This window comes from Streptomyces albospinus, assembly GCF_014648695.1.
Classification (GTDB): Bacteria; Actinomycetota; Actinomycetes; order Streptomycetales; family Streptomycetaceae; genus Streptomyces; species Streptomyces albospinus.
The window spans coordinates 1-18,399 of record NZ_BMRP01000053.1; the positions used below are offsets into that span (position 1 = coordinate 1).

The window sequence follows — 18,399 nt, forward strand, 5'->3', positions numbered from 1 at the left end:
CCCGGGAGGGTGAGGAACCGGGCTCGCTCACCGCCCTTCACGTCCCATTAGGCGTACTCTTCCCGCGCGATCCGCGACCATCTGCGCAAGCGCGGCATCCGCGCGGTGATTCCCGTTCCGGCGGACCAACGCGGCCACCGGCTGCGTCGAGGGAGCCGGGGCGGCAGGCCACCGGCCTTCGACGGGGAGACATACAAGCAGCGCAACACCGTCGAACGCTGCTTCAACCGCCTGAAGCAATGGCGTGGCCTCGCCACCCGCTACGAGAAGACCGCGACCATCTACCTGGCCGGACTCCACATCGCAGGCACCTTCCTCTGGTCCGCCCGATGAACCAACTGAGACTACGTCCTGGCGATCTCTTGCCGGAGCTGATGGGTGAAGCGGCGAAGCAGATCCGACGTCTCCTTGTGCTCGGCCCTACGGTCGTCTCTGCCCTCGCTGGGCCGGGAGCTCCAAACCCGACGCGCGAGAGCATTGGCGAGATCGACGGTGTCGTCGGCGCACAGTAGGTAGAGGGCCGACCGGGCTTCCTGCATCCGGCCCGCCAGCTCGTTGCCGCCGGCGCCGTCGTCACTCAGCTGTGTTTCCCGAAGGTAGTCGATGAGCTGAGTGACGGCCGTGTTGAAGCCGACCCCGGCTTTCAGCTTCTCTTCGCGCAGCCACATAGCAGCGGCGAGCGCAGTACGGCTTTGGTCTCGGCAACGAGGTTGAGCGAACGATCAATACCCTGAAAAGCTTCCGGCTCGTGGCCGCAAGGCGCGACAAGCGGACCTACATCTTCCGCGGCCCGTCACCGTTGCCGCGATCCGACTGTGGCTCAGGAGGCGATCGGACGGTCGGAATTCACAGCCACCGCTGTGCCGCCTCAACGCTGTCCCCACCACTGGTATTGAAGGCGATGGCAGCCTGGGGCGCATGGCGGCGGATCAGGTTCACGACGAGCTCGAACAGCGGAAGCAGCGGCTCGGTCTTGCGGATCCCGCCGCCGACGACCACAACATCCCACGGGTGCTTGGTCAGCGATGCAACGAGGGCGGACTCGGCCGATTCGTCGAGCATGACCAGCGTCATGGCCGCGTCGATGCCGTGCTCGCCGAAACGCGCCAGCTCCGCGTCGAGAGACGCACGAAGAGCCTCCCCGTCGACACCGGGTATCGCTTGCGGGTCGTAACCAACAACAAGTACAGAAGACATGCGGCCAACCTATCGGGCCTGCCCCAACATGATCCGCCGAACAGGCCTAACAGCCAACGGGGAACGGGGGAACGGGGAACGGGGCAGATGGTGGGGGGCGGGCCCGGGTGCCGGGCCCCTTTCTGCTCTCCCTTCCTTCAGTTTCCCTCGTTCCCTCCGCTCTTCCTCAGACGCGTGGCGCTCGTAGCAAGGGCCTGGTCCGGGCCCTGTAGGCGCGACGAATAATCACTTCCTGGTTGTTGTGAATCCGTCCCGGCAGGTATCGAAGATGGGACGGTAGGTGTCCCACTGCGCTTCCGGTGCCGAGAGGTTGATGTCGTACTCCCGGCCGCCCGCCCGGCCGAAGCCCTGCTCGATGGCCCGGTACACGCGCGCCTTCCCCTTGAAGGTGAACTCCCATACCACGGCCGGCTGTTCCCGGAACGTGGTCTGCTGCATGCGCAGCCTCCGGTACACGGAATAGTTGACCTTCGTGTTGGCTTCCATATCCATGAAGTGCGCCATGGGGGTGGAACCTGCGGGTTCCACCATCTTGACCGTGAGGCCGCCGCGGCCGGACTTGTCGGCGAATGTGACCAATTCACCCGTCCGCTTGATGGCCTTCCAGCCGTCCGGCACGGGGAAGGAGGCGCCGATCTCGCTGACCTGGTGGAAGCCCTTGGGTACGGGCGGTGGCGTGTACGGCGGTGCAGCAGCACCGGGGGTCTTCCGGGCGCCGCCGGTGTCGGGTGTGCCGGTGCCAGGGACCGATGTCGCGTAGATCGTGCCCGCGATGGCCGCGGCCCCTGCCGTCACGGCAACAGTGGTCATGACGAGGACGCGGCGCTTGCTGTCCCGGCGCCGTTCCCGGCCGCCACCGGTTCGAGCAGGTCCGGCCGTCACCGTCTCGCCGTCGGAGGGCCGGGTCGGGGACTCGCTGTCCTGGCCGGCGGACGGGATTGCAGCGGGCTCCGGAGGCACCGTCGTCGACCCGGTCGGTCCAGCCGTTGCAGGCGATCCACTGGACCGAGCGGCCCGCAAGGCCCGCTCGGTCTGCTCCGCCGACGGCCGCTCGTCCGGATCCTTGGACAGCAGGGCGTCGATGAGCGGCGCCAGCGGCCCGGCCTGCTCCATGGGCTCCAGTGGGTCGACGGCGATGGCGTACGCGGTCTCCATCGCGGTGGGCCGGTGGAACGGCGGGCGGCCCTCCACCGCCTGGTACAGCGTCGCGCCCAGCGCCCACAGGTCCGATGCCGGTCCGGGCTTCTGGCCCCGTATCCGTTCCGGCGCCATGTACTGGATGGAGCCGACCAGCTCGCCGGTCTGGGTGAGGGTCGAGACGTCGGCGGTCATCGCAATGCCGAAGTCGGTGAGCACCACCCGGCCCTCGGCGCCGAGCAAGACGTTGCCGGGCTTGACGTCGCGGTGCAGCACTCCGGCGGCGTGTGCGGCCCGCAGCGCGGTGGTCATCCCCAGGCCGATGCGGGCCGCCTCTTCGGGGGGAATGGTCCGCTTCTCCTTGAGGAGATCGCCGAGTGTGACCGCCGGAACGTACTCCATGACGATGCAGGGTTGACCGCCGTCGCCCACGACGTCGTGGACCACGACCACATTGGGATGTACGACGCGGGCGGCGCTGCGCGCCTCACGGCGCATGCGCTCGTAGAGGGTGGCGAGCTCGCTATCGGACAGGTGCGGCTGCGAGTGGAGCCGCTTGAGCGCGACCTGGCGGCCCAGGACTTCGTCCTGCACGCGCCACACCGTGCCCATGCCGCCACGGCCGATCTGCTCGATGAGCCGATAGCGCCCGGCGACGAGCCGCCCCTCGTCCGTCACAGCCTGCCTCCGCCAGCTTCGGCCCGTTCGCTTCTTCTTGTCACCATAGCTGCCCCTTTGAACGGCTATGCGGGCCGACGCCGCCGACGACGACATGTCCGCACCGTCGCCCGCGCCGCCCACCCCGTCGCAGTCCTCGACCGTGTGCCGGTCGCCGAGGTGCAGCTCTGTTCCCGCTGTGGCGGACGCTGCTGCCGGGATGGGTCACTGAGACCACGCCGAGACCTCGGCCGGGCAGCGGACTGCCTGTGGGGGCGCGGCGGGCGCGATACGGGTCCCGACCGCTCGCGGGTGTTGATCGCGTACCGGTCGGCTTCCGCCGTCTTGGCCCCTTGACGGTGCCGTCAGCCACGTCGGGTGAACCGCCGACCTACCCCGAGTCGGCGCAGGTCGGAGAGGACTTGCGGGTCCTGGGCGTCCAGCCAGTCGCAGAGCTGGCGGAAGGAGACCAGCCGGACGTCCTTGCGCTTGTCGTCGGCGATGTGCTTGAAGGCCTCTTCGACGGCGTCCATGTAGATGCCGCCGTTCCACTGCTCGAAGTGGTTACCGATGAAGAACGGCGCACGGTTGGTCTCGTAGGCGCGCTGGAAACCGGCGATGTACGCCTCCGTGGCCTGCTTGCGCCAGCCAGGGTAGTTGGCGGGCGGAGCCTTGGTGGATTTCCTCGACTGGTTGAACAGGATGTTGTAGTCCATCGAGAGGACTTCGAAGGAGTGGCCGGGGAACGGAATTTTCTGGAGCGGGAAGTCCCAGATGCCGTGCTTCTTGGTAGGCCAGACCTGGATCCCGCCCGGTGAGCTGGCGTCGTATCGCCAGCCGCGCTTGCGTGCCGTGGGAAGCAGGTTGTCCTGACCGAGCAGGCAAGGGGTACGGCTGCCGACGAGCTCCTTGCCGTAGTCGAAGGGCAGCGGGTCGAGGTCGGTGTAGCCGGTGTTGGTCCGCCACTTGGTGACGAAGTCCATGGCCTGAGCTATCTCGGAGTCCCACTGGGCGGGAGTCCAGTGCGCGACCGAGCCTGGACCGTCGCAGAAGTGGCCGTTGAAGTGCGTGCCCATCTCGTGGCCCTCCAGCCAGGCGGCGCGCACGTTCTTCAGTGTCTCCTTGATGTGGTCGTCGGAGAGGTAGCGGATGGCGGAAGCGCCGACGGGGTTGTTCGGCGGCCGGTACAGGCGCTTCTTCGACTCGGGCAGTAGGTAAAGCCCGGAGAGGAAGAAGGTCATCGAGGCGTTGTGGTCGCGGGCGAGCTTGCGGAACCGCGAGAAGAGGCCGTTGCCCACCTCGCCCGCCCCGTCCCAGGAGAAGACCACGAACTGCGGCGGCTTCTGGCCCGGCTCCAGCTTCTCCGGCGCGGGCCGCTGGTTCGGCTGGTTCCCGGTGTGCGCGGTCGAGCCGTCGCCCATCGGCTCGGCTTGCGGCGTCGGTCCGGGTTCGGTGCCGACCTTGCCGGAGACCGACGGCCCGGAGGACGAGCAGCCGGCGACCGAGAGCGCCGCCGCCGCGCCTATCCCGACTCCGAATATCTGTCGGCGGCTGAATTCACGCATCACGGTCCCCGTTTGCAATGGCTCGAAGTGCTGGTCGGTGCGGCGTCCGGAAAGTGGGGCAGCCAGAGAGACGGGCAAACGGAAGTTGCAGTTCCGTTTAAGACCCAGGAAGGAGTTTTCCCGACGGAGGGTCGCGAGGGGTTGACACTCCGCTACTCTCGGCGAGGCCTGAAGCCCTTGCGACCCCACGCGACGCAGCACTTCGATTACCTACTGCGATCGCACGGGGTCCCCTCGTGGAGGGCGGCGCTGCCGGTCAGGCGCACGGCAGGCCCGATCAGACCGACCGGCGAGCCGGGACGGGGCGAGGCGCCGCCCCTGACCCGTCCGTCGGCGGGTGGCGCTCCTGGGCACCCGCCTCGTATGGGCCGTCGATGACACCGTGTGTCCGGCGAGGTGTCACAAGCCCTCGACCCACCGGCCGCCCCCGGACACGTGATCACCGGGAGTTGCGTCCCACCGACTGGCCACAGCGCCCCGACGGCGCCTGCCTGACGGTGACGGCTGTCAGTCCGCGGCCCCAGGCTTCAGCGTGGTCACATCGAACCGCCCGCCGCACACCCGCAACCCGTCGGTTCCGGCAGTCATCGCCTCCTTGGAGCCGGGCGCGTAGACACGGACCAGCTGCGCCTTGGACCAGCACGGCGTGTCCGAGACCCCGTCGTTGACCGTGTGCAGCACGGCGTGCGCACTCTGTCCCGGCTTCAGACGGACGGCGCTGCCCACGGAGCCCGAGCGGGTGGCGGGCTTGCCGACAGGCGTGCCCTCCTTGAGCGTCAGAGAGACCCCGGGGAAGCCGCGCAGCGAACAGGTCTTCTTGCCCTTGTTGGTGAAGACCAGCGGTATGCGGATGTTGCCCGCGCCGATGTCCGTGCGGCCCAGGCGCACCGACAGGTTGTCCGCGGTGCAGCGGTCCGAGGCGGTCTTCGTCGAGGTCTGGGCCTGGGCCACGCCGGCCGTGAGCGTGAGCGCCGTCACAGCGATCAGTGATCCGGCGGCGACCCGGCGGCCACGGCGGAGGGTCTTGGACGTGAGCGAGAACATGGAGTCTCCCCTTCGTCTGGTAGCGAGCACCCGTCTCGGGACGGCGTGCGCACGGTCGGTCCGTTGCGCCTCCAACGTGATACGAGGCGCTGCCGGACCGCTAATAAGGCACTAACGCACCGCTAATAGCGCAGCCAATGAGCCACCAGCCCATACCTCTCCCCCGGCCGTCATGGCATCTGTCCGTCTCGCACCACTGCCGCACCAGTGGAGGCGGTCAGCCACGGACAACTGGGAACGCATTCGACGGCACCGGCAGGCAGCGCTCGGCCGAGCATCTGCCGCTTGAGCATTTTGGCCGGTCGTTGTGTCCCTCGGCAGAACCCGAACTGGAGGGAAGCGTGGGGCCGTTCACGACGGCTTGGTCACCCACCGACCATCGAAACGCCAAAATCTCCACGCTGGCAGAGCACTTCAGCGCACTGCCGCGATTCATCGATGCAGCGAACGCACGGCAGCATGAACAGACGCACCGCCCGGGCCGCAGGCGCACCGGCCCTCACCGCCGCGATCACCAGCCCGGCCCAGCATCCCGCGCAGGCGCTCTCACAGCGGACCGGCGGGGCCTGCAACGGACAGATGACTCCGCTGCCGGGCATTCCGCGAACAACATGCGGCCGGCGCGGAGCTCCCTGCCCACGCTCCATCTCTTCGAGAACCACCCTGCCACCTGCCCGAACACCGACTCCAACTCGCTCGCGAACAACAGAACCAGCCAGCTCAGGCAACGAATTCTGGAGGGAGCACCAGTGACGAACCGTCAGTCGGTCAGTGGAGAGCCGGCTGCTGCGCGCCGACACAGGGCGTATCGTGATCCGCGTCGGTCGCCGACCGGTGCTCATCGTCGCCGATCCGTCAGGGAGAGGACGGATAACGCGCAACGGACGGGATGTCACCTCACGTTTCGCCCACTTCTTCACGCTGCGGGACGGCAGGATCGTGCGGCTCCAGCAGACCAGCGACACACTCCCCATCGCCCGCGCGTTGGAGGAATGACCGGCGGCTCTCGGATGTGTCCGTGAGCCGGGCCGAGCCTCCCTGCGGTGTGGACCGTGTGAGGGGGCGTCCACCCTGCCCTGTACGATCCGGAGATGGCGCAGGATGGAAACCCGCAGGCACTGGTGTGTGGCAGCCATGTGCGACAGGCAGTAGACCACTGCATCAGCCTCCTTCAGGGAATTCCCGCCACACGTTTGCAGGCCCGTGCGGGCAGCTTGGAGTGGACGTGTCGGGAGACGCTGGAGCATCTCGCCGACGACCTGCTCACCTATGCACTGCGGTTCGGGCTGGCCCGGCCCATGGACTCGCCTCGTGTGCCGCTGCGTATTTCCAGGGATCGTCCTCAAGGGCCGGCGAATGTGGTTTTCGCGGACCGTGACGCAGGGCCCGAGGGGCTTTTGACGATGGTGGAGGCATGCGGCGGACTCCTCGCTACCGCCGTCGACACCACGGCCCCCGATGTTCTGGCTCCTCATGTCTTCGGCGCCTCCGACCCGGAGGGCTTCGCCGCGATGGGTATCGTCGAGACCCTCGTCCACACTCACGACATCGCCCAAGCCCTGCGCCTCGCCTGTGAACCTCCGCAGGACTTGTGCGAGCGAGTCCTGGCACGGCTCTTCCCCGATGTGACGATCACGGCAGATCCGTGGTCGACCCTGCTATGGGCTACCGGACGCATTGAGCTGCCCGACTGCCCTCGGAGGACGGACTGGCGCTGGTACGGCGCACCGCACGATCGCAGCTGATCCGAGCCGGCCAAGGCGCAACTTGATGGTCGACAGGACCGGACATGGCAAACCGTGCCGGTGAGCTGCGGGCGAAGCTCGCACAGTGCTGCGGCAGACGCGCTCCTCGCCCTTCCTGGGGGCGGGCAGCGCCCCATGGCGTGGCGGGTGTGGTCGTCACCGGATGTCGGCGTAGGTGTCGTCGTATGGGAAGTCGGCGTTGTTGTTCACCGGGTTCGTGAGCGTGGACCACCGGCCGAAGTAGTAGGTGGAGCCGTTGTGGGCGGCGTACTTGGTCCTGCCGATGCTGCTGCCGTCCGAATCGCGGCGCTTCGCCCGAGGACTTGCTGACGGTCAAGAGGGCCTCGTCCGCGAGCGGCGCTTTCCGGACGGACCCCGACCCACACGGTGGCACCGGCGGCACCGGCGGACGGGCTCGGCAGGTGCCTGGACGCTCACGCCGAAGTCTCGCCGACCTCTTGGCAACCGCGCCTTGCCACGATGCCGGTGAACCGTCATGCCGAGCGGGGCCTTCCCTGCCCACCCGAGCGCCCCTCCACACGCCGCTGAGAGTTGCCCCGCAGCACCCCGCGGGGCCTGGCTCCGAGCTGGGGCACGGCACCACTAGCGGCTCGCTAGCGAACGGCGCTGGTCGGGCGATGGTCGGCCGTTGGTGCCCTCGGACAGGCTCGGGAGTCGCAGGCGGTCTGCGGACCGCATCGCCGACTCGTGGAGGGCAGGATGACACCCGTACACGTCGAGAGCAGGTCTGCGGCTGTGCTGGACGCAGCACGCCTCGGGGCAGCAGTCTGCGTGCCGCAGCTGTTCGAGGAGCGGGTGCGGACCAGCCCTGATGCCGTGGCGCTCAGTGACCGCGGCACGTGCATGACGTACGCAGAGCTCGACACCGCTGCCAACCGGCTGGCCGGACTGCTGGTGGAGCGTGGCGCGGTCGCCGAGAGTGTGGTCGCGGTGAGCCTGCCGCGCGGGCGCGAGCTGGTGACGGCGATGCTGGCCGTGCTCAAGTCGGGCGCCGCCTATCTGCCGCTCGACCCGGCGCTGCCGGCCGAGCGCCGTGCCTACCAACTGGCCAGCTCCGGAGCCGCTTTGTTGATCGGGCCCGACACCGGGGACGGACTGGAGGCGCTCGACCCGGCCGCTCCCGAACTGGCCGGGCGGTCTGCGGAGAACCCGGCGGTGGCCGTCGAGCCCGGCGATCTCGCCTACCTGATCTTCACGTCGGGCTCGACCGGACGCCCGAAGCCGGTGGCCATCACCCACTCCTCACTGGCCCACCACGCAGCCGCCGTCTCCGCTGCCTTTGAACTCACCGAGGCCGACCGGGTGTTGCAGTTCGCCGGCCCGGGCTTCGACGTCGTCGGTGAGGAGCTGTATCCCACCCTGCTGGCCGGCGCCCGGGTCTCGGTGGCTCCCGACCCGGTACCGCCGCCTGCGGAGTTGGAGGAGTACTTGCGCCGCGCGGGGGTCACCGTGGCCAACTTGCCCACCCCGTACTGGGACCAGTGGGTCCGTGATCTCGACGCCCAGCCCCGGGCCGTACCCGAGGCGCTGCGACTGCTGGTCGTGGGCAGCGACACCGCCCACACCCGCACCCTGGCCGGCTGGCGGCGCCACTCCGACGTGCCGGTGCTCAACGCGTACGGTCTTACGGAGACCACCATCACCGCGACGGTCCAGGCGTTCACCGGCCAGTCGCTGCCCGACGGTGACACGCTGCCGATCGGGCGGCCGTTGGCCGGAGTGCAAGCGTACGTGCTCGACGCCGAGCTGGAGCCGGTCCCGGTGGGCAGCCCCGGCGAGCTGTATCTCGGCGGGGTCCTGCTGGCCCGCGGCTACCTCGGCCGGCCGGGCCTGACCGCCGACCGCTTCGTCCCGGACCCGTTCGGCGTTACGCCCGGTGCACGGCTCTACCGCACCGGTGACCTCGCGATCTGTCGGCCCGACGGGGCCCTGGCCTTCGTGGGCCGGGCCGACGACCAGGTGAAGATCCGCGGCCAGCGGGTCGAGCCGGCAGAGATCAGCGCGGCCCTGTGCACCCACCCGGCGGTGCGCCAGGCACACGTCCGGGCCGTGGACGACGAGGCGGACGGCAAGCGGCTGATCGGGTACGTGGTCGCCGCCGAAGCCGAGCCGGCGCAGCTGCGCGGGCACTTGGCCAAGAGCCTGCCCGCCGCGATGGTTCCGGCTTCGTTCGTCGTGCTCGACGAACTGCCGTTGACCGCCAACGGCAAGATCGACCACGACGCGCTCCCGGTACCGGGCCCCGCCGTGGCGGGACCGCAGAACGTGGTGCCATCCGGTCTGGAGGAGCAGATCGCGGCTGTCTGGCGCCAGACGCTGCGGGTCGATCACGTGGGGCTCGACGACAGCTTCTTCGAGATCGGCGGGCACTCGCTGCTCCTGGTTCAGGTGCAGCGGAAGCTGACCGGGTTGCTGGGGCGCCAGGTGCCCGGCGTCGCGCTGTTCGCCCATCCGACCATCCGCAGGCTCGCCGCCCATCTGCGCGAGGAGGAAGGGTCCGAGTCGGCCGCCGACGAGCGCAGCGGCGAACGCCGCAGCGGGCGCTCCCGGCTTGCGCAGCGTCGGGCCCGCGGGAGTGCCGGGGGCGTCCGATGACCGCGGCCGGACAGCCGGTGGATCCGGACAGCCCCTTGCTCGCCGTGGTCGGCATGGCCGGTCGGTACCCGGGAGCCCGCGACCTCGGAGAGTTCTGGGACAACTTGACGAAGGGCCGCGAGTCGGTCACCCGCTTCCCGGGCGACCCGTCGGCCTCCGAGTACGTTCCCGCGCTCGGCGTGCTGGAGGGCGCTGACGAATTCGACGCCGCGTTCTTCGGCTACTCGCCGCGCGAGGCGCTGATCCTGGACCCGCAGCAGCGGCTCTTCCTGACCTGTGCCTGGGAGGCGCTGGAGGACGCCGGGTACGACGCCCGGTCCTGCCCCGGCCCGATCGGCGTGTACGCCGGCAGCAGCCAGACCGGTTACCTGGACACGCTGCTGGCCCACCGCGACCGGCTGGGCCCGGTCAGCGAATGGCAGCTGCGGCTGGCCACCGGTATCGACTTCCTGACGTCGCGGGTCGCCCACCGGCTCGGGCTCACCGGGCCTGCCGTGACGGTGCAGACCGCCTGCTCGACCTCCCTGGTCGCCGTTCATGTCGCCGCGCAGGCGCTGCTCGCCGGTGAGTGCGACCTGGCCCTGGCCGGCGGAGCCAGCGTCAACGTCCCGGCCCGCCTGCCCGAGTACTCCGAGGGCGGTGTCATCTCGCCCGACGGCCGCTGCCGGGCCTTCGACGCCCAGGCGCACGGGACGGTGGCGGCGAACGGCGTCGGCATCGTGGTCCTCAAACGGCTCTGTGACGCGCTGGAGGACGGCGACCGCATCCGTGCCGTGCTGCGTGGCACGGCAGTGAACAACGACGGCATGGACAAGGTGGGTTTCACCGCCCCGGGGGTGGCCGGCCAGGCCGAGGCCATCCGCGCGGCCCACCTGGTGGCCGAGGTCGAGCCGGACAGCATCGGCTACGTCGAGGCGCACGGGACCGGCACGCCGCTGGGCGACCCGGTCGAACTGGCGGCCCTGACCAAGGCATTCCGGTACGGCACCGACCGGCGCGGCTTCTGCCGGATCGGGTCGGTGAAGACCAACATCGGTCACACCGATGCCGCCGCGGGGGTGGCGGGCTTCATCAAGGCGGTGCTGGCCGTCGGACACGGGCTGATCCCGCCCAGCCTGCACTACACCTCGCCCAACCCCGAGATCCCCTTCGAGGACAGCCCGTTCGTCGTGAACACCGGGCTGTACGAATGGCGCCCGGACGGCCCTCGGCGGGCCGGGGTCAGCTCGTTCGGCATCGGCGGAACCAACGCGCACGCCATCCTGGAAGAACCGCCCGCCCGCCTGTCCGCCGGCACCGCGCCGGGAGACCATCTGCTGGTGCTGTCGGCCCGGACCGCCGAGGAGTTGGACCGGGCCGCCACCCGGCTTGCCGAGCACCTTCAGCGGCAGGTCGCGGCCACGACCGACGCCGGACGGGAACTGGCCGACACCGCCTGGACGTTGCAGACCGGGCGCCGTGCCTTCGAGCACCGCCGGTTCGCCGTGGTCACCGACCACGCCGGGGCGGTCGAGGCGCTGACCGGCGCCGCCGACCACCCCCCGGCCTGCGGCGAGCGCCCGGTGGCGTTCCTCTTCCCCGGGCAGGGTGGACAGCACGTGGGCATGGGTCGCGAGCTGTACGAGAGTGACCCGGTCTTCCGCGACGAGGTCGACGCGTGCCGCGCACTGCTGGCGCCCACGCTCGGCCTGGACCTGAGGACGGTCCTGTACCCCGACGGCGAGCGGCAGTGCGCAGCTGCCGCCGAGGCTCTGCGGGACATGGGCGTGGCCCAGCCGGCCGTGTTCGCGGTGGAGTACGCCCTCGCCCGGATGTGGCAGCGGCGCGGCGTGCGGCCGTCCGCCGTCGCCGGACACAGCCTCGGTGCCTTCGTCGCCGCCTGCCTGGCCGGTGTGTTCTCGCTGCCCGACGCGCTGCGGCTGGTCGCCGAGCGCGGCAGGCTGTTGCAGACCCTGCCCGCCGGGGCGATGCTCGCCGTTCCGCTGGCCGAGCATGAGGCCACCGAACTGCTCTGTGACGGCCTGGAGTTGGCGGCGGTCAACGGACCGAACCAGTGTGTGCTGTCGGGGCCGCAGGCCGCGGTCGACGCACTGTTCGCCCGGCTGACGGCAGATGGCATCGACGCGCGCCGGCTGCACATCGCCGCCGCGGGGCACAGCGCGCTGGTGGAACCGATCCTCGCCCGGTTCGCCGCCCTGGTCGCGGAACTCGACGTCAAGGCGCCGTCCATCCCCTGGGTCTGCGACACCACCGGCGGTTGGGTCTCCACGGATCAGGCCCCGGGTGCCGAGTTCTGGACCGCCCACATGCGCCGGGCGGTGCGCTTCGGCGACACCCTGGCCACGCTGCTCGCCGATCCCGACCGGATCCTGCTAGAGGTCGGTCCCGGCCGCACCCTGACGACGCTCGCCCGTCGGCATCCGGCCCGCACCGAGCGCCACCTGGCGCTGCCCAGCCTGCCGCACCCGGCCGACGAGGAGTCCGCCCTGCGCACCTCGCTGGCCGCCGCCGGCCGGCTCTGGACGGCCGGCGTCGAACTCGACTGGGCGCGGCTGCACGAAGGCCACCGGCCGGGCCGGACTCCGCTGCCGACCTACCCGTTCAGCCCGCAGCGGTACTCGCCGCTGCCGTCCGACGGCCCCGCACCGACGGTCACCGACCGGCCTTCGCCGGACGTCCCCGAGCCCGTGCGAACGGGCGGCACCGAAGAACAACTCGCGCAGATTTTCGGCCAGTTGCTCGGGCTGGAGGAGGTCGCGGCGCAGGCCGACTTCTTCGAGCTGGGCGGGGACTCGCTGATCGCCGTCCAGCTCGCCTCCGCCGTCCGCGCGGCATTCGGTGCGCGGATCACCGTCAAGCAGGTCTTCACCGCCCCGACTCCGCGCCGGCTGGCCCGGCTGCTCGACGCCCAGCAGCCGGCCTGAACAGCCGCCACCCGACACCGATTCGAGAGGACAACCATGTTCGAGGACACCGGCGACCGGACGTACGAGGTGGTTCGCAACAGCGAGGAGCAGTACTCCGTCTGGCCGGCGGGCCGGACACTGCCCGCCGGCTGGGAGCGGGCGGGCGGATCGGGCAGCAAGGCGCACTGCCTCGCCCTGATCGACCAGCTGTGGAGCGATCTGCGGCCGAAGAGCGTGCGTGAGCGGGCCGCCCGATGACACAGCCGGTCCCGCAGCCCGGACTGTTGCGCCACCAGGGATTCCGGCGGCTGTGGGGTGCCCAGGCGGTCAGCGTGCTCGGCGCCCAGATCTCCGAACTCGCCCTGCCGTTGGCAGCCGTGGCGGTACTGAAGGCCAGCCCGTTCGAGTTGGGCCTGCTGGCCGCCGTACAGTACCTGCCGTTCCTGCTGATCGGACTGCCGGCCGGGGCCTGGGTGGACCGGATGCGCCGACGGCCCGTCATGATCACCGCGGACCTGGTCCGCTTCGCGGTCCTGCTGGCCGTGCCGGTGGCCGCGCTCTGCGGCGTCCTGCGGCTCTGGCTGCTGTATCCCGTCGCCTTCGCAGTCGGGGTCATGACGGTCTTCTTCGACCTGGCCGCACAGTCCTTCCTGCCGACGCTGGTCGGTGAGGAGCGGCTGATCGAGGCCAACACCAAACTCCAGCTCTCCCAGACCGCCGGCCAACTCGCCGGCCCCAGCGCCGGCGGGTTTCTGGTCCAGCTGCTGACCGCCCCGGTCGCCGTACTCGCCAACGCGCTCGGTTACGCCTGGTCGGCACTGCTGCTCCTCCTCGTGCGGGTGAGGGAGGAACGCCCGGTTCGCGACCCGGCCCGGCCGGGACTGGTGGCGGAGGTCAAGGACGGCCTCCGGTACGTCTTCCGGCATCCGCTGCTGCGCCCGATAGCGCTGAGTGCGGGGATCACCAACCTGTTCGGCCTGTTCGGGATGGTCCAGGCGATCCTGGTGCTCTACGGGGTCCGTGAGCTGCGGCTCCCCCCGGCCGGACTGGGCGCGGCACTCGCCGTCGCGAACGCGGGCGTGCTGCTCGGCTCGCTCGCCAACCGCAGGGTCGTGCGGCGCTGGGGCGTCGGCCCGTCCCTCACCGGGGCGACCTTCGGGCTGGGCGGCACGATCCTGCTGCTGCCACTGGCCACCCCGGCCACCGCGCTGCCCGTACTGGCGGTCGCGATGGCCCTGGCCGGGCTGTGCGCCTCGGTCTTCAACGTCAACCAGATCAGCCTGCGGCAATCCGTCACCCCCGCCTCGATGCGCGGGCGGATGACCGCAACCCTGCGCTTCGTGGTCTGGGGCGTCATTCCGATCGGGACCTTCCTCGGCGGAGCGCTGGTCGGGCCGCTCGGACTGCGCGGCGTCCTCTGGCTCGCCGGTGCGGGCAGCGTCCTGGCCGGGCTGCCGCTGCTGTTCTCCGCTGTGCGCTCACTGCGGGCGATGCCCGGTGCCACGGGAACCGCCTGTCCCAACGAACAGGAGGCCCTCCATGCCTGACATCGTGGAGCACAGCGCTCCCCGCTGGCTGGTCAACCGCCGCAAGTGCCCCGCGGCGCCCATGAGGCTGTACTGCTTCGCCCACAGCGGCGGGTCGGCCTCCGAGTTCGTCCGCTGGGGCGACGACCTGTCCGACATCGAGGTATGGGGCGTCCAACTGCCGGGCCGTGGCTCGCGGCTCGACGACCCGCAGTACACCCGGGTCGGTCCACTGATTCAGGATCTGGTCGAACAGGCCGAATTCCAGGGACCGTTCGCCTTCTTCGGCCACAGCCTCGGCGCCCTGCTGGCGTACGAGACCGCGCGCGCCCTGCGGGAGCGCGGCCTGCCGGGCCCCGAGCACCTGCTGCTCTCCGCCTGCCCGGCCCCTCACCTGCCCCGCGGACTTCCGCCGATCCACCAGCTCGGCGACCGGGCGCTGTTCGCCGCCATCCAGGGACAGTACGGCTCACTTCCCGACGAGGTGGCCGAGGACCCGGAGCTGCTCGCGATCGTGATGGCCTCGCACCGCTCCGACTTCGAGCTGGTCGACAGCTACCGACACGCCTCCGATACGCCGCTGGAGGTGCCGCTGCGCGTCTTCGGCGGCACCGAGGACCGGCTCACCGCCGAGGATCTCACCGCCTGGCGGGGCCACTGCCGGGGGCCGTTCGCCCTGAATCTGCTGCCCGGCGGCCACTTCTACCTCCGCGAGCAGCGCGCCGCCCTGCTCGCACTGATCCAGACCGCACTGGCCGACCGCCACCGTGCCGCGTCGCCCGCCGACGCGTTCCCCCACGACCTTTGAAGGCAGACATGGCTCACGACTCCACCACCCCGGCGGGCTTCCTCGCCGAGCTGCACCTGGGACGCCTGCGCTGGGATCTGATCAGCCCCTTCCCCGTCCAGTCGGACGAGGACCGCGCCCACGGCGACGCCGCCGTCGCCGAGCTGATGCACTTCCTCCGGGAGAGCGTCGACCCCACCGAGGTGGACCGCACCGCGAAGCTCCCCGACGGCTTCCACGAAGCCTGCGTCGCCCGCGGCTACTTCCGGCTCCAGGACACGCCCGAGCGCGGCGGTCTGGGCCTGTCCGCCCACAACGCCTTCCGCATGATCCAGGCCGCGGCCAGCTGGTCGGTGACCGCCTGTTACGCCATGTCCGTCCACCTCGGGCTGGGCGCGGGCGCCTACCTGCCGATCCTGGCCGACGGCGAGCTGAAGTCCGAGCTCGAACGGCTGCTCGCGGCCGGTGCGATCTCCGGCGACGCCGACACCGAGCCCACCGGTGCGATCAACCGGACCCGGGCCACCACGGCGGTGCCCACCGAGGACGGCACCGGGTTCCTGATCAGCGGCGAGAAAGTGTTCATCCAGAACGGTCCGATCGCCGGGCTGCTGCGGGTCTCGGCGACCGTGCACGAAAACGGCCGGGAGTACATCCGGCTGTTCTTCGTCGACACCTCGGACCCCGGCTTCTCGGTCAGGTCCTGGCACGAATACCTGGGCCTGAAGGGCCTGCCCAACGCGGCCCTCACCTTCGACCGGGTCTTCGTCCCGCACAGCAGGGTCTTCACCCTCGACGGCCTGAGCGCACAGGACGAGTGGCGCCTCTCCCCCGAGCTCCACACCATCAGCGTCCGGGGCCGGATGTACCCCATCTCGGCTCCGGCCCTGGCGATCGGCCGGCTCTGCCTGCACTGGTCCCGGGAGTTCGTCCGGCGGCGTTCGGTCGCCGGGCGCGGGTTGGAGCAGTACGACGAGATCCAGCGCATCGTCGCGGCGAACCTCGCCGAGACCTTCGCGATGGAAAGCGTGGTGGAGTGGTGCCTGCTGGCCGAGGAGCGCCACCCGGGGATCGACCTGGACCCGGAACAGACGGTGGCCAAGAACATCAACTCGATGACGAGCTGGCGCATCGTCGACCGCACACTCTCCCTGCTGGCCGCGGAGGGCTTCGAGACGGCGGGGAGCAAGGCCCGGCGCGGCGCCCAACCGCTTCCGGTGGAGCGGTTCTTCCGCGACGCACGCGCCCTGCGGGTGGCCGGCGGGGTGGACTTCCTGGTCGACCACTGGGCGGCCCGGCACCTGCTCTCGCGGCACTACCCCGAGCCGCAGGCCATCGCCGATGCCGCGACCGACCTCACCGCAACGGACGCGTCGCTCTCCCCGCGCAACCGCGACCACCTGCGCTACGTGGCCGACCAGGCCGTGCAGTTCGCCCGCCGAAGCCGCCAACTGGTGGCCCGCTACGCCGACCCCGAGGTGCTGTTCGCGCAGGAGCGCACGTTGATTCTGCTCAACCAGCTCTCCGCCGAACTGTTCAGCATGTCCGTGGTGTTGGCCCGGGCCGCCCGGCTGCACCCCGACGGCACCGGCCCCGCCCAGGAGCTCGCCGACGTGTTCTGCGCCGAGGCCCGCCACCGGATGGCGGACGCCCAGCGGCGACTGGCCGACACCGACGGACCCGAGCACGCCAGGACCTGCGCGCAGTGGCTGCACGGTGACGGCCTCGAATTCCTGCTCCGCGACACCATCACCGCCACCCCGCCCGCCCGCTGAGCAGGTACCCGGGGCCGGCTCCGCCATCGGCCCCGGGTACCGCACGACACCGACCCGGAAAGGGCCGCACCGATGTTCAACCTCTCCCGTTCCCAGGAGATCGTCTGGCTGCACGAGGAGCTCTTCCCCGACAGCCGCGCCTACAACTTCACCGCCGCCCTCGACCTGCGCGGCCCGCTGGACGAGCCGGCCCTGCGGCAGAGCCTCGCCACCGTGCTGGCCCGCCACGAGGCGTTCCGCCTCGAACTCGACCCCGAGGACTTCCCACCGAAGCAGCGGGTGAACGACGCGTGCGCACTGCGCTACCGCACCCTGGACCTGACCCGTACCGAGAACCAGGACGCGGCCTTCGAGGAACTGTGGCGCGCACAGCACGACGAGCCGTTCGACACCGCCGAGGCGCCCATGGTGCGGTGGACCCTGATCCGGCTTTCCGAGGACCACCACCGGCTGCTCCAGACCGAGCACCACCTGGTCCACGACGGCTGGTCCTTCGGTCTGGTCCTGCGCGACCTGTTCACCACCTACCGCGCGCTGGCCCAGGGCATCCCGGCCGAACTGCCCAAGCCCCGCTCCTATGTCGACCACGTCCGGCAGTCGGTGGCCGCCGAGGAGCTGCCCGGCCACCAGGACGAGGCCGTGGCCTACTGGCGGACCGCTCTGGACGGCGCGGCCTTCGACCTGCCGCTGCCCGGCCTGGTCGCCCCAGGACGGGTCCGCGACATCCCGCACGGCGACCAGCTGCGGCAGCTGCTGGAGCCCGCACTGGCCGAGCGTCTGCGGTCCGCCGCCCGGCGCAACGGCCACACACCGTTCTCGATCCTGCTCACCCTCTTCGCGGAACTGCTGCGCCGCCAGAGCGGCCGGGACGACCTGGTCATCGGCAGCGCCGTGGGCAACCGCCCGCCCGGTTTCGACGAAACGGTCGGGATGTTCGTCAACACCATCCCGCTGCGCATCCGGCTTCGGCCAGAGGACAGCGCGCTGGACGCGGTGGACGATGTCACCGAGGTGTTGATCCGCTCACTGCCGCACCAGGGCGTTCCGGTCCAGGACCTGGCCCGCGCGCTCGGCGCACACTCGACCGCCGGCCTGGACAATCCGCTGTTCCGGGTCATGTTCAGCGCGCACGACGCGCCGATGCCGCATGTCGAGGGGCTGGACGTCGAGGTGTCCATCCACGAGGCGTTCAACACCGGCACCTCCCGCTTCGATCTCGACGTGGTCCTGATCCCCGATTCCCGCCGGACGGTCAACGCCCGCTCGGGCCCCGGAGGCGCGCTGCTGATCTGGGACTTCGCCACGGACCTCTACGACATCCCGCAGATCGCCGCACTACAGCGGCAGTTGGCGGCACTGCTGGAGGCATACCTCGCCGACTCCGAGGCCGGCCTCGGAGACCTGGCCGCCGCCCACCGCTGAACCCACCATCCCGACCCACAGC

Annotated in this window: 14 protein-coding genes and 2 pseudogenes; 11 read left to right on the forward strand and 5 right to left on the reverse strand. The window is 70.5% G+C overall.

Annotated elements, in window-relative coordinates; translation table 11 throughout:
* Positions 1-51 precede the first annotated feature (51 nt).
* A pseudogene (locus tag IEZ17_RS36230) lies at positions 52-333 on the forward strand (transposase); the annotation flags it as partial.
* A gap of 11 nt (positions 334-344) precedes the next feature.
* Here IEZ17_RS36230 and IEZ17_RS36235 read toward each other — a convergent pair.
* Positions 345-668, reverse strand: a complete 324-nt coding sequence (locus IEZ17_RS36235; RefSeq protein WP_229852985.1) for a hypothetical protein — start codon at positions 666-668, stop codon at positions 345-347.
* A gap of 35 nt (positions 669-703) precedes the next feature.
* On the opposite strand from IEZ17_RS36235, the pseudogene IEZ17_RS36240 reads away from it, so the two are divergent.
* Positions 704-831, forward strand: a pseudogene (locus IEZ17_RS36240) (IS5/IS1182 family transposase); the annotation flags it as partial.
* Between the two features lie 15 nt (positions 832-846).
* On the opposite strand, the gene IEZ17_RS36245 reads toward IEZ17_RS36240, so the two are convergent.
* The 4 genes from IEZ17_RS36245 to IEZ17_RS36260 form a co-directional block, all read right to left on the reverse strand.
* Entirely contained in the window at positions 847-1,197 is a 351-nt protein-coding gene (locus IEZ17_RS36245; RefSeq protein ID WP_189307791.1) for a hypothetical protein, read from the reverse strand.
* 225 nt (positions 1,198-1,422) lie between these two features.
* Complete coding sequence (locus IEZ17_RS36250) at positions 1,423-3,012, reverse strand: serine/threonine-protein kinase (RefSeq protein ID WP_189307793.1); 1,590 nt, start codon at positions 3,010-3,012, stop codon at positions 1,423-1,425.
* 344 nt (positions 3,013-3,356) lie between these two features.
* Positions 3,357-4,556 (reverse strand): polysaccharide deacetylase family protein, encoded by a 1,200-nt coding sequence (locus IEZ17_RS36255; protein WP_189307795.1) that lies wholly within the window; start codon positions 4,554-4,556, stop codon positions 3,357-3,359.
* Positions 4,557-5,063: 507 nt separating this feature from the next.
* Positions 5,064-5,600, reverse strand: coding sequence for a DUF4232 domain-containing protein (locus IEZ17_RS36260; protein WP_189307797.1), 537 nt, complete (start codon positions 5,598-5,600; stop codon positions 5,064-5,066).
* Between the two features lie 771 nt (positions 5,601-6,371).
* Between IEZ17_RS36260 and IEZ17_RS36265 the strand changes: the two genes are divergently transcribed.
* The 9 genes from IEZ17_RS36265 (at position 6,372) to IEZ17_RS36305 (ending at position 18,377) form a co-directional block, all read left to right on the forward strand.
* Positions 6,372-6,596 (forward strand): nuclear transport factor 2 family protein, encoded by a 225-nt coding sequence (locus tag IEZ17_RS36265; RefSeq protein ID WP_189307798.1) that lies wholly within the window; start codon positions 6,372-6,374, stop codon positions 6,594-6,596.
* Positions 6,597-6,691: 95 nt separating this feature from the next.
* A complete protein-coding gene (locus IEZ17_RS36270) occupies positions 6,692-7,345 on the forward strand; it encodes a maleylpyruvate isomerase N-terminal domain-containing protein (protein WP_189307800.1) in 654 nt (217 codons plus the stop codon).
* 720 nt (positions 7,346-8,065) lie between these two features.
* Entirely contained in the window at positions 8,066-9,961 is a 1,896-nt protein-coding gene (locus IEZ17_RS36275) for a non-ribosomal peptide synthetase (protein WP_189307802.1), read from the forward strand.
* Positions 9,958-12,885 carry a type I polyketide synthase gene (locus tag IEZ17_RS36280; RefSeq protein ID WP_189307804.1) on the forward strand — a complete coding sequence of 976 codons (2,928 nt, stop codon included), beginning with the start codon at positions 9,958-9,960 and terminating at the stop codon, positions 12,883-12,885. The genes IEZ17_RS36275 and IEZ17_RS36280 overlap by 4 nt, the downstream gene beginning before the upstream one ends.
* Positions 12,886-12,921: 36 nt before the next feature.
* Positions 12,922-13,125, forward strand: a complete 204-nt coding sequence (locus IEZ17_RS36285) for an MbtH family protein (RefSeq protein WP_189307806.1) — start codon at positions 12,922-12,924, stop codon at positions 13,123-13,125.
* Positions 13,122-14,414, forward strand: a complete 1,293-nt coding sequence (locus tag IEZ17_RS36290) for an MFS transporter (RefSeq protein WP_189307808.1) — start codon at positions 13,122-13,124, stop codon at positions 14,412-14,414. The genes IEZ17_RS36285 and IEZ17_RS36290 overlap by 4 nt, the downstream gene beginning before the upstream one ends.
* Positions 14,407-15,201, forward strand: a complete 795-nt coding sequence (locus IEZ17_RS36295; RefSeq protein WP_189307810.1) for a thioesterase II family protein — start codon at positions 14,407-14,409, stop codon at positions 15,199-15,201. The genes IEZ17_RS36290 and IEZ17_RS36295 overlap by 8 nt, the downstream gene beginning before the upstream one ends.
* A gap of 8 nt (positions 15,202-15,209) precedes the next feature.
* Positions 15,210-16,955 carry an acyl-CoA dehydrogenase family protein gene (locus IEZ17_RS36300; RefSeq protein WP_189307812.1) on the forward strand — a complete coding sequence of 582 codons (1,746 nt, stop codon included), beginning with the start codon at positions 15,210-15,212 and terminating at the stop codon, positions 16,953-16,955.
* A gap of 72 nt (positions 16,956-17,027) precedes the next feature.
* Positions 17,028-18,377 (forward strand): condensation domain-containing protein, encoded by a 1,350-nt coding sequence (locus tag IEZ17_RS36305; protein ID WP_189307814.1) that lies wholly within the window; start codon positions 17,028-17,030, stop codon positions 18,375-18,377.
* Positions 18,378-18,399 lie beyond the last annotated feature (22 nt).

What these genes read in the sequence shown, in the direction of transcription:
- IEZ17_RS36245 (WP_189307791.1), bottom strand. Translation starts at nt 1,197, where the DNA reads ATGTCTTCTGTACTTGTTGTTGGTTACGACCCGCAAGCGATACCCGGT.
- IEZ17_RS36280 (WP_189307804.1), top strand. Translation starts at nt 9,958, where the DNA reads ATGACCGCGGCCGGACAGCCGGTGGATCCGGACAGCCCCTTGCTCGCC.
- IEZ17_RS36295 (WP_189307810.1), top strand. Translation starts at nt 14,407, where the DNA reads ATGCCTGACATCGTGGAGCACAGCGCTCCCCGCTGGCTGGTCAACCGC.
- IEZ17_RS36305 (WP_189307814.1), top strand. Translation starts at nt 17,028, where the DNA reads ATGTTCAACCTCTCCCGTTCCCAGGAGATCGTCTGGCTGCACGAGGAG.
- IEZ17_RS36300 (WP_189307812.1), top strand. Translation starts at nt 15,210, where the DNA reads ATGGCTCACGACTCCACCACCCCGGCGGGCTTCCTCGCCGAGCTGCAC.
- IEZ17_RS36235 (WP_229852985.1), bottom strand. Translation starts at nt 668, where the DNA reads ATGTGGCTGCGCGAAGAGAAGCTGAAAGCCGGGGTCGGCTTCAACACG.
- IEZ17_RS36255 (WP_189307795.1), bottom strand. Translation starts at nt 4,556, where the DNA reads ATGCGTGAATTCAGCCGCCGACAGATATTCGGAGTCGGGATAGGCGCG.
- IEZ17_RS36260 (WP_189307797.1), bottom strand. Translation starts at nt 5,600, where the DNA reads ATGTTCTCGCTCACGTCCAAGACCCTCCGCCGTGGCCGCCGGGTCGCC.
- IEZ17_RS36290 (WP_189307808.1), top strand. Translation starts at nt 13,122, where the DNA reads ATGACACAGCCGGTCCCGCAGCCCGGACTGTTGCGCCACCAGGGATTC.
- IEZ17_RS36275 (WP_189307802.1), top strand. Translation starts at nt 8,066, where the DNA reads ATGACACCCGTACACGTCGAGAGCAGGTCTGCGGCTGTGCTGGACGCA.
- IEZ17_RS36285 (WP_189307806.1), top strand. Translation starts at nt 12,922, where the DNA reads ATGTTCGAGGACACCGGCGACCGGACGTACGAGGTGGTTCGCAACAGC.
- IEZ17_RS36270 (WP_189307800.1), top strand. Translation starts at nt 6,692, where the DNA reads ATGGCGCAGGATGGAAACCCGCAGGCACTGGTGTGTGGCAGCCATGTG.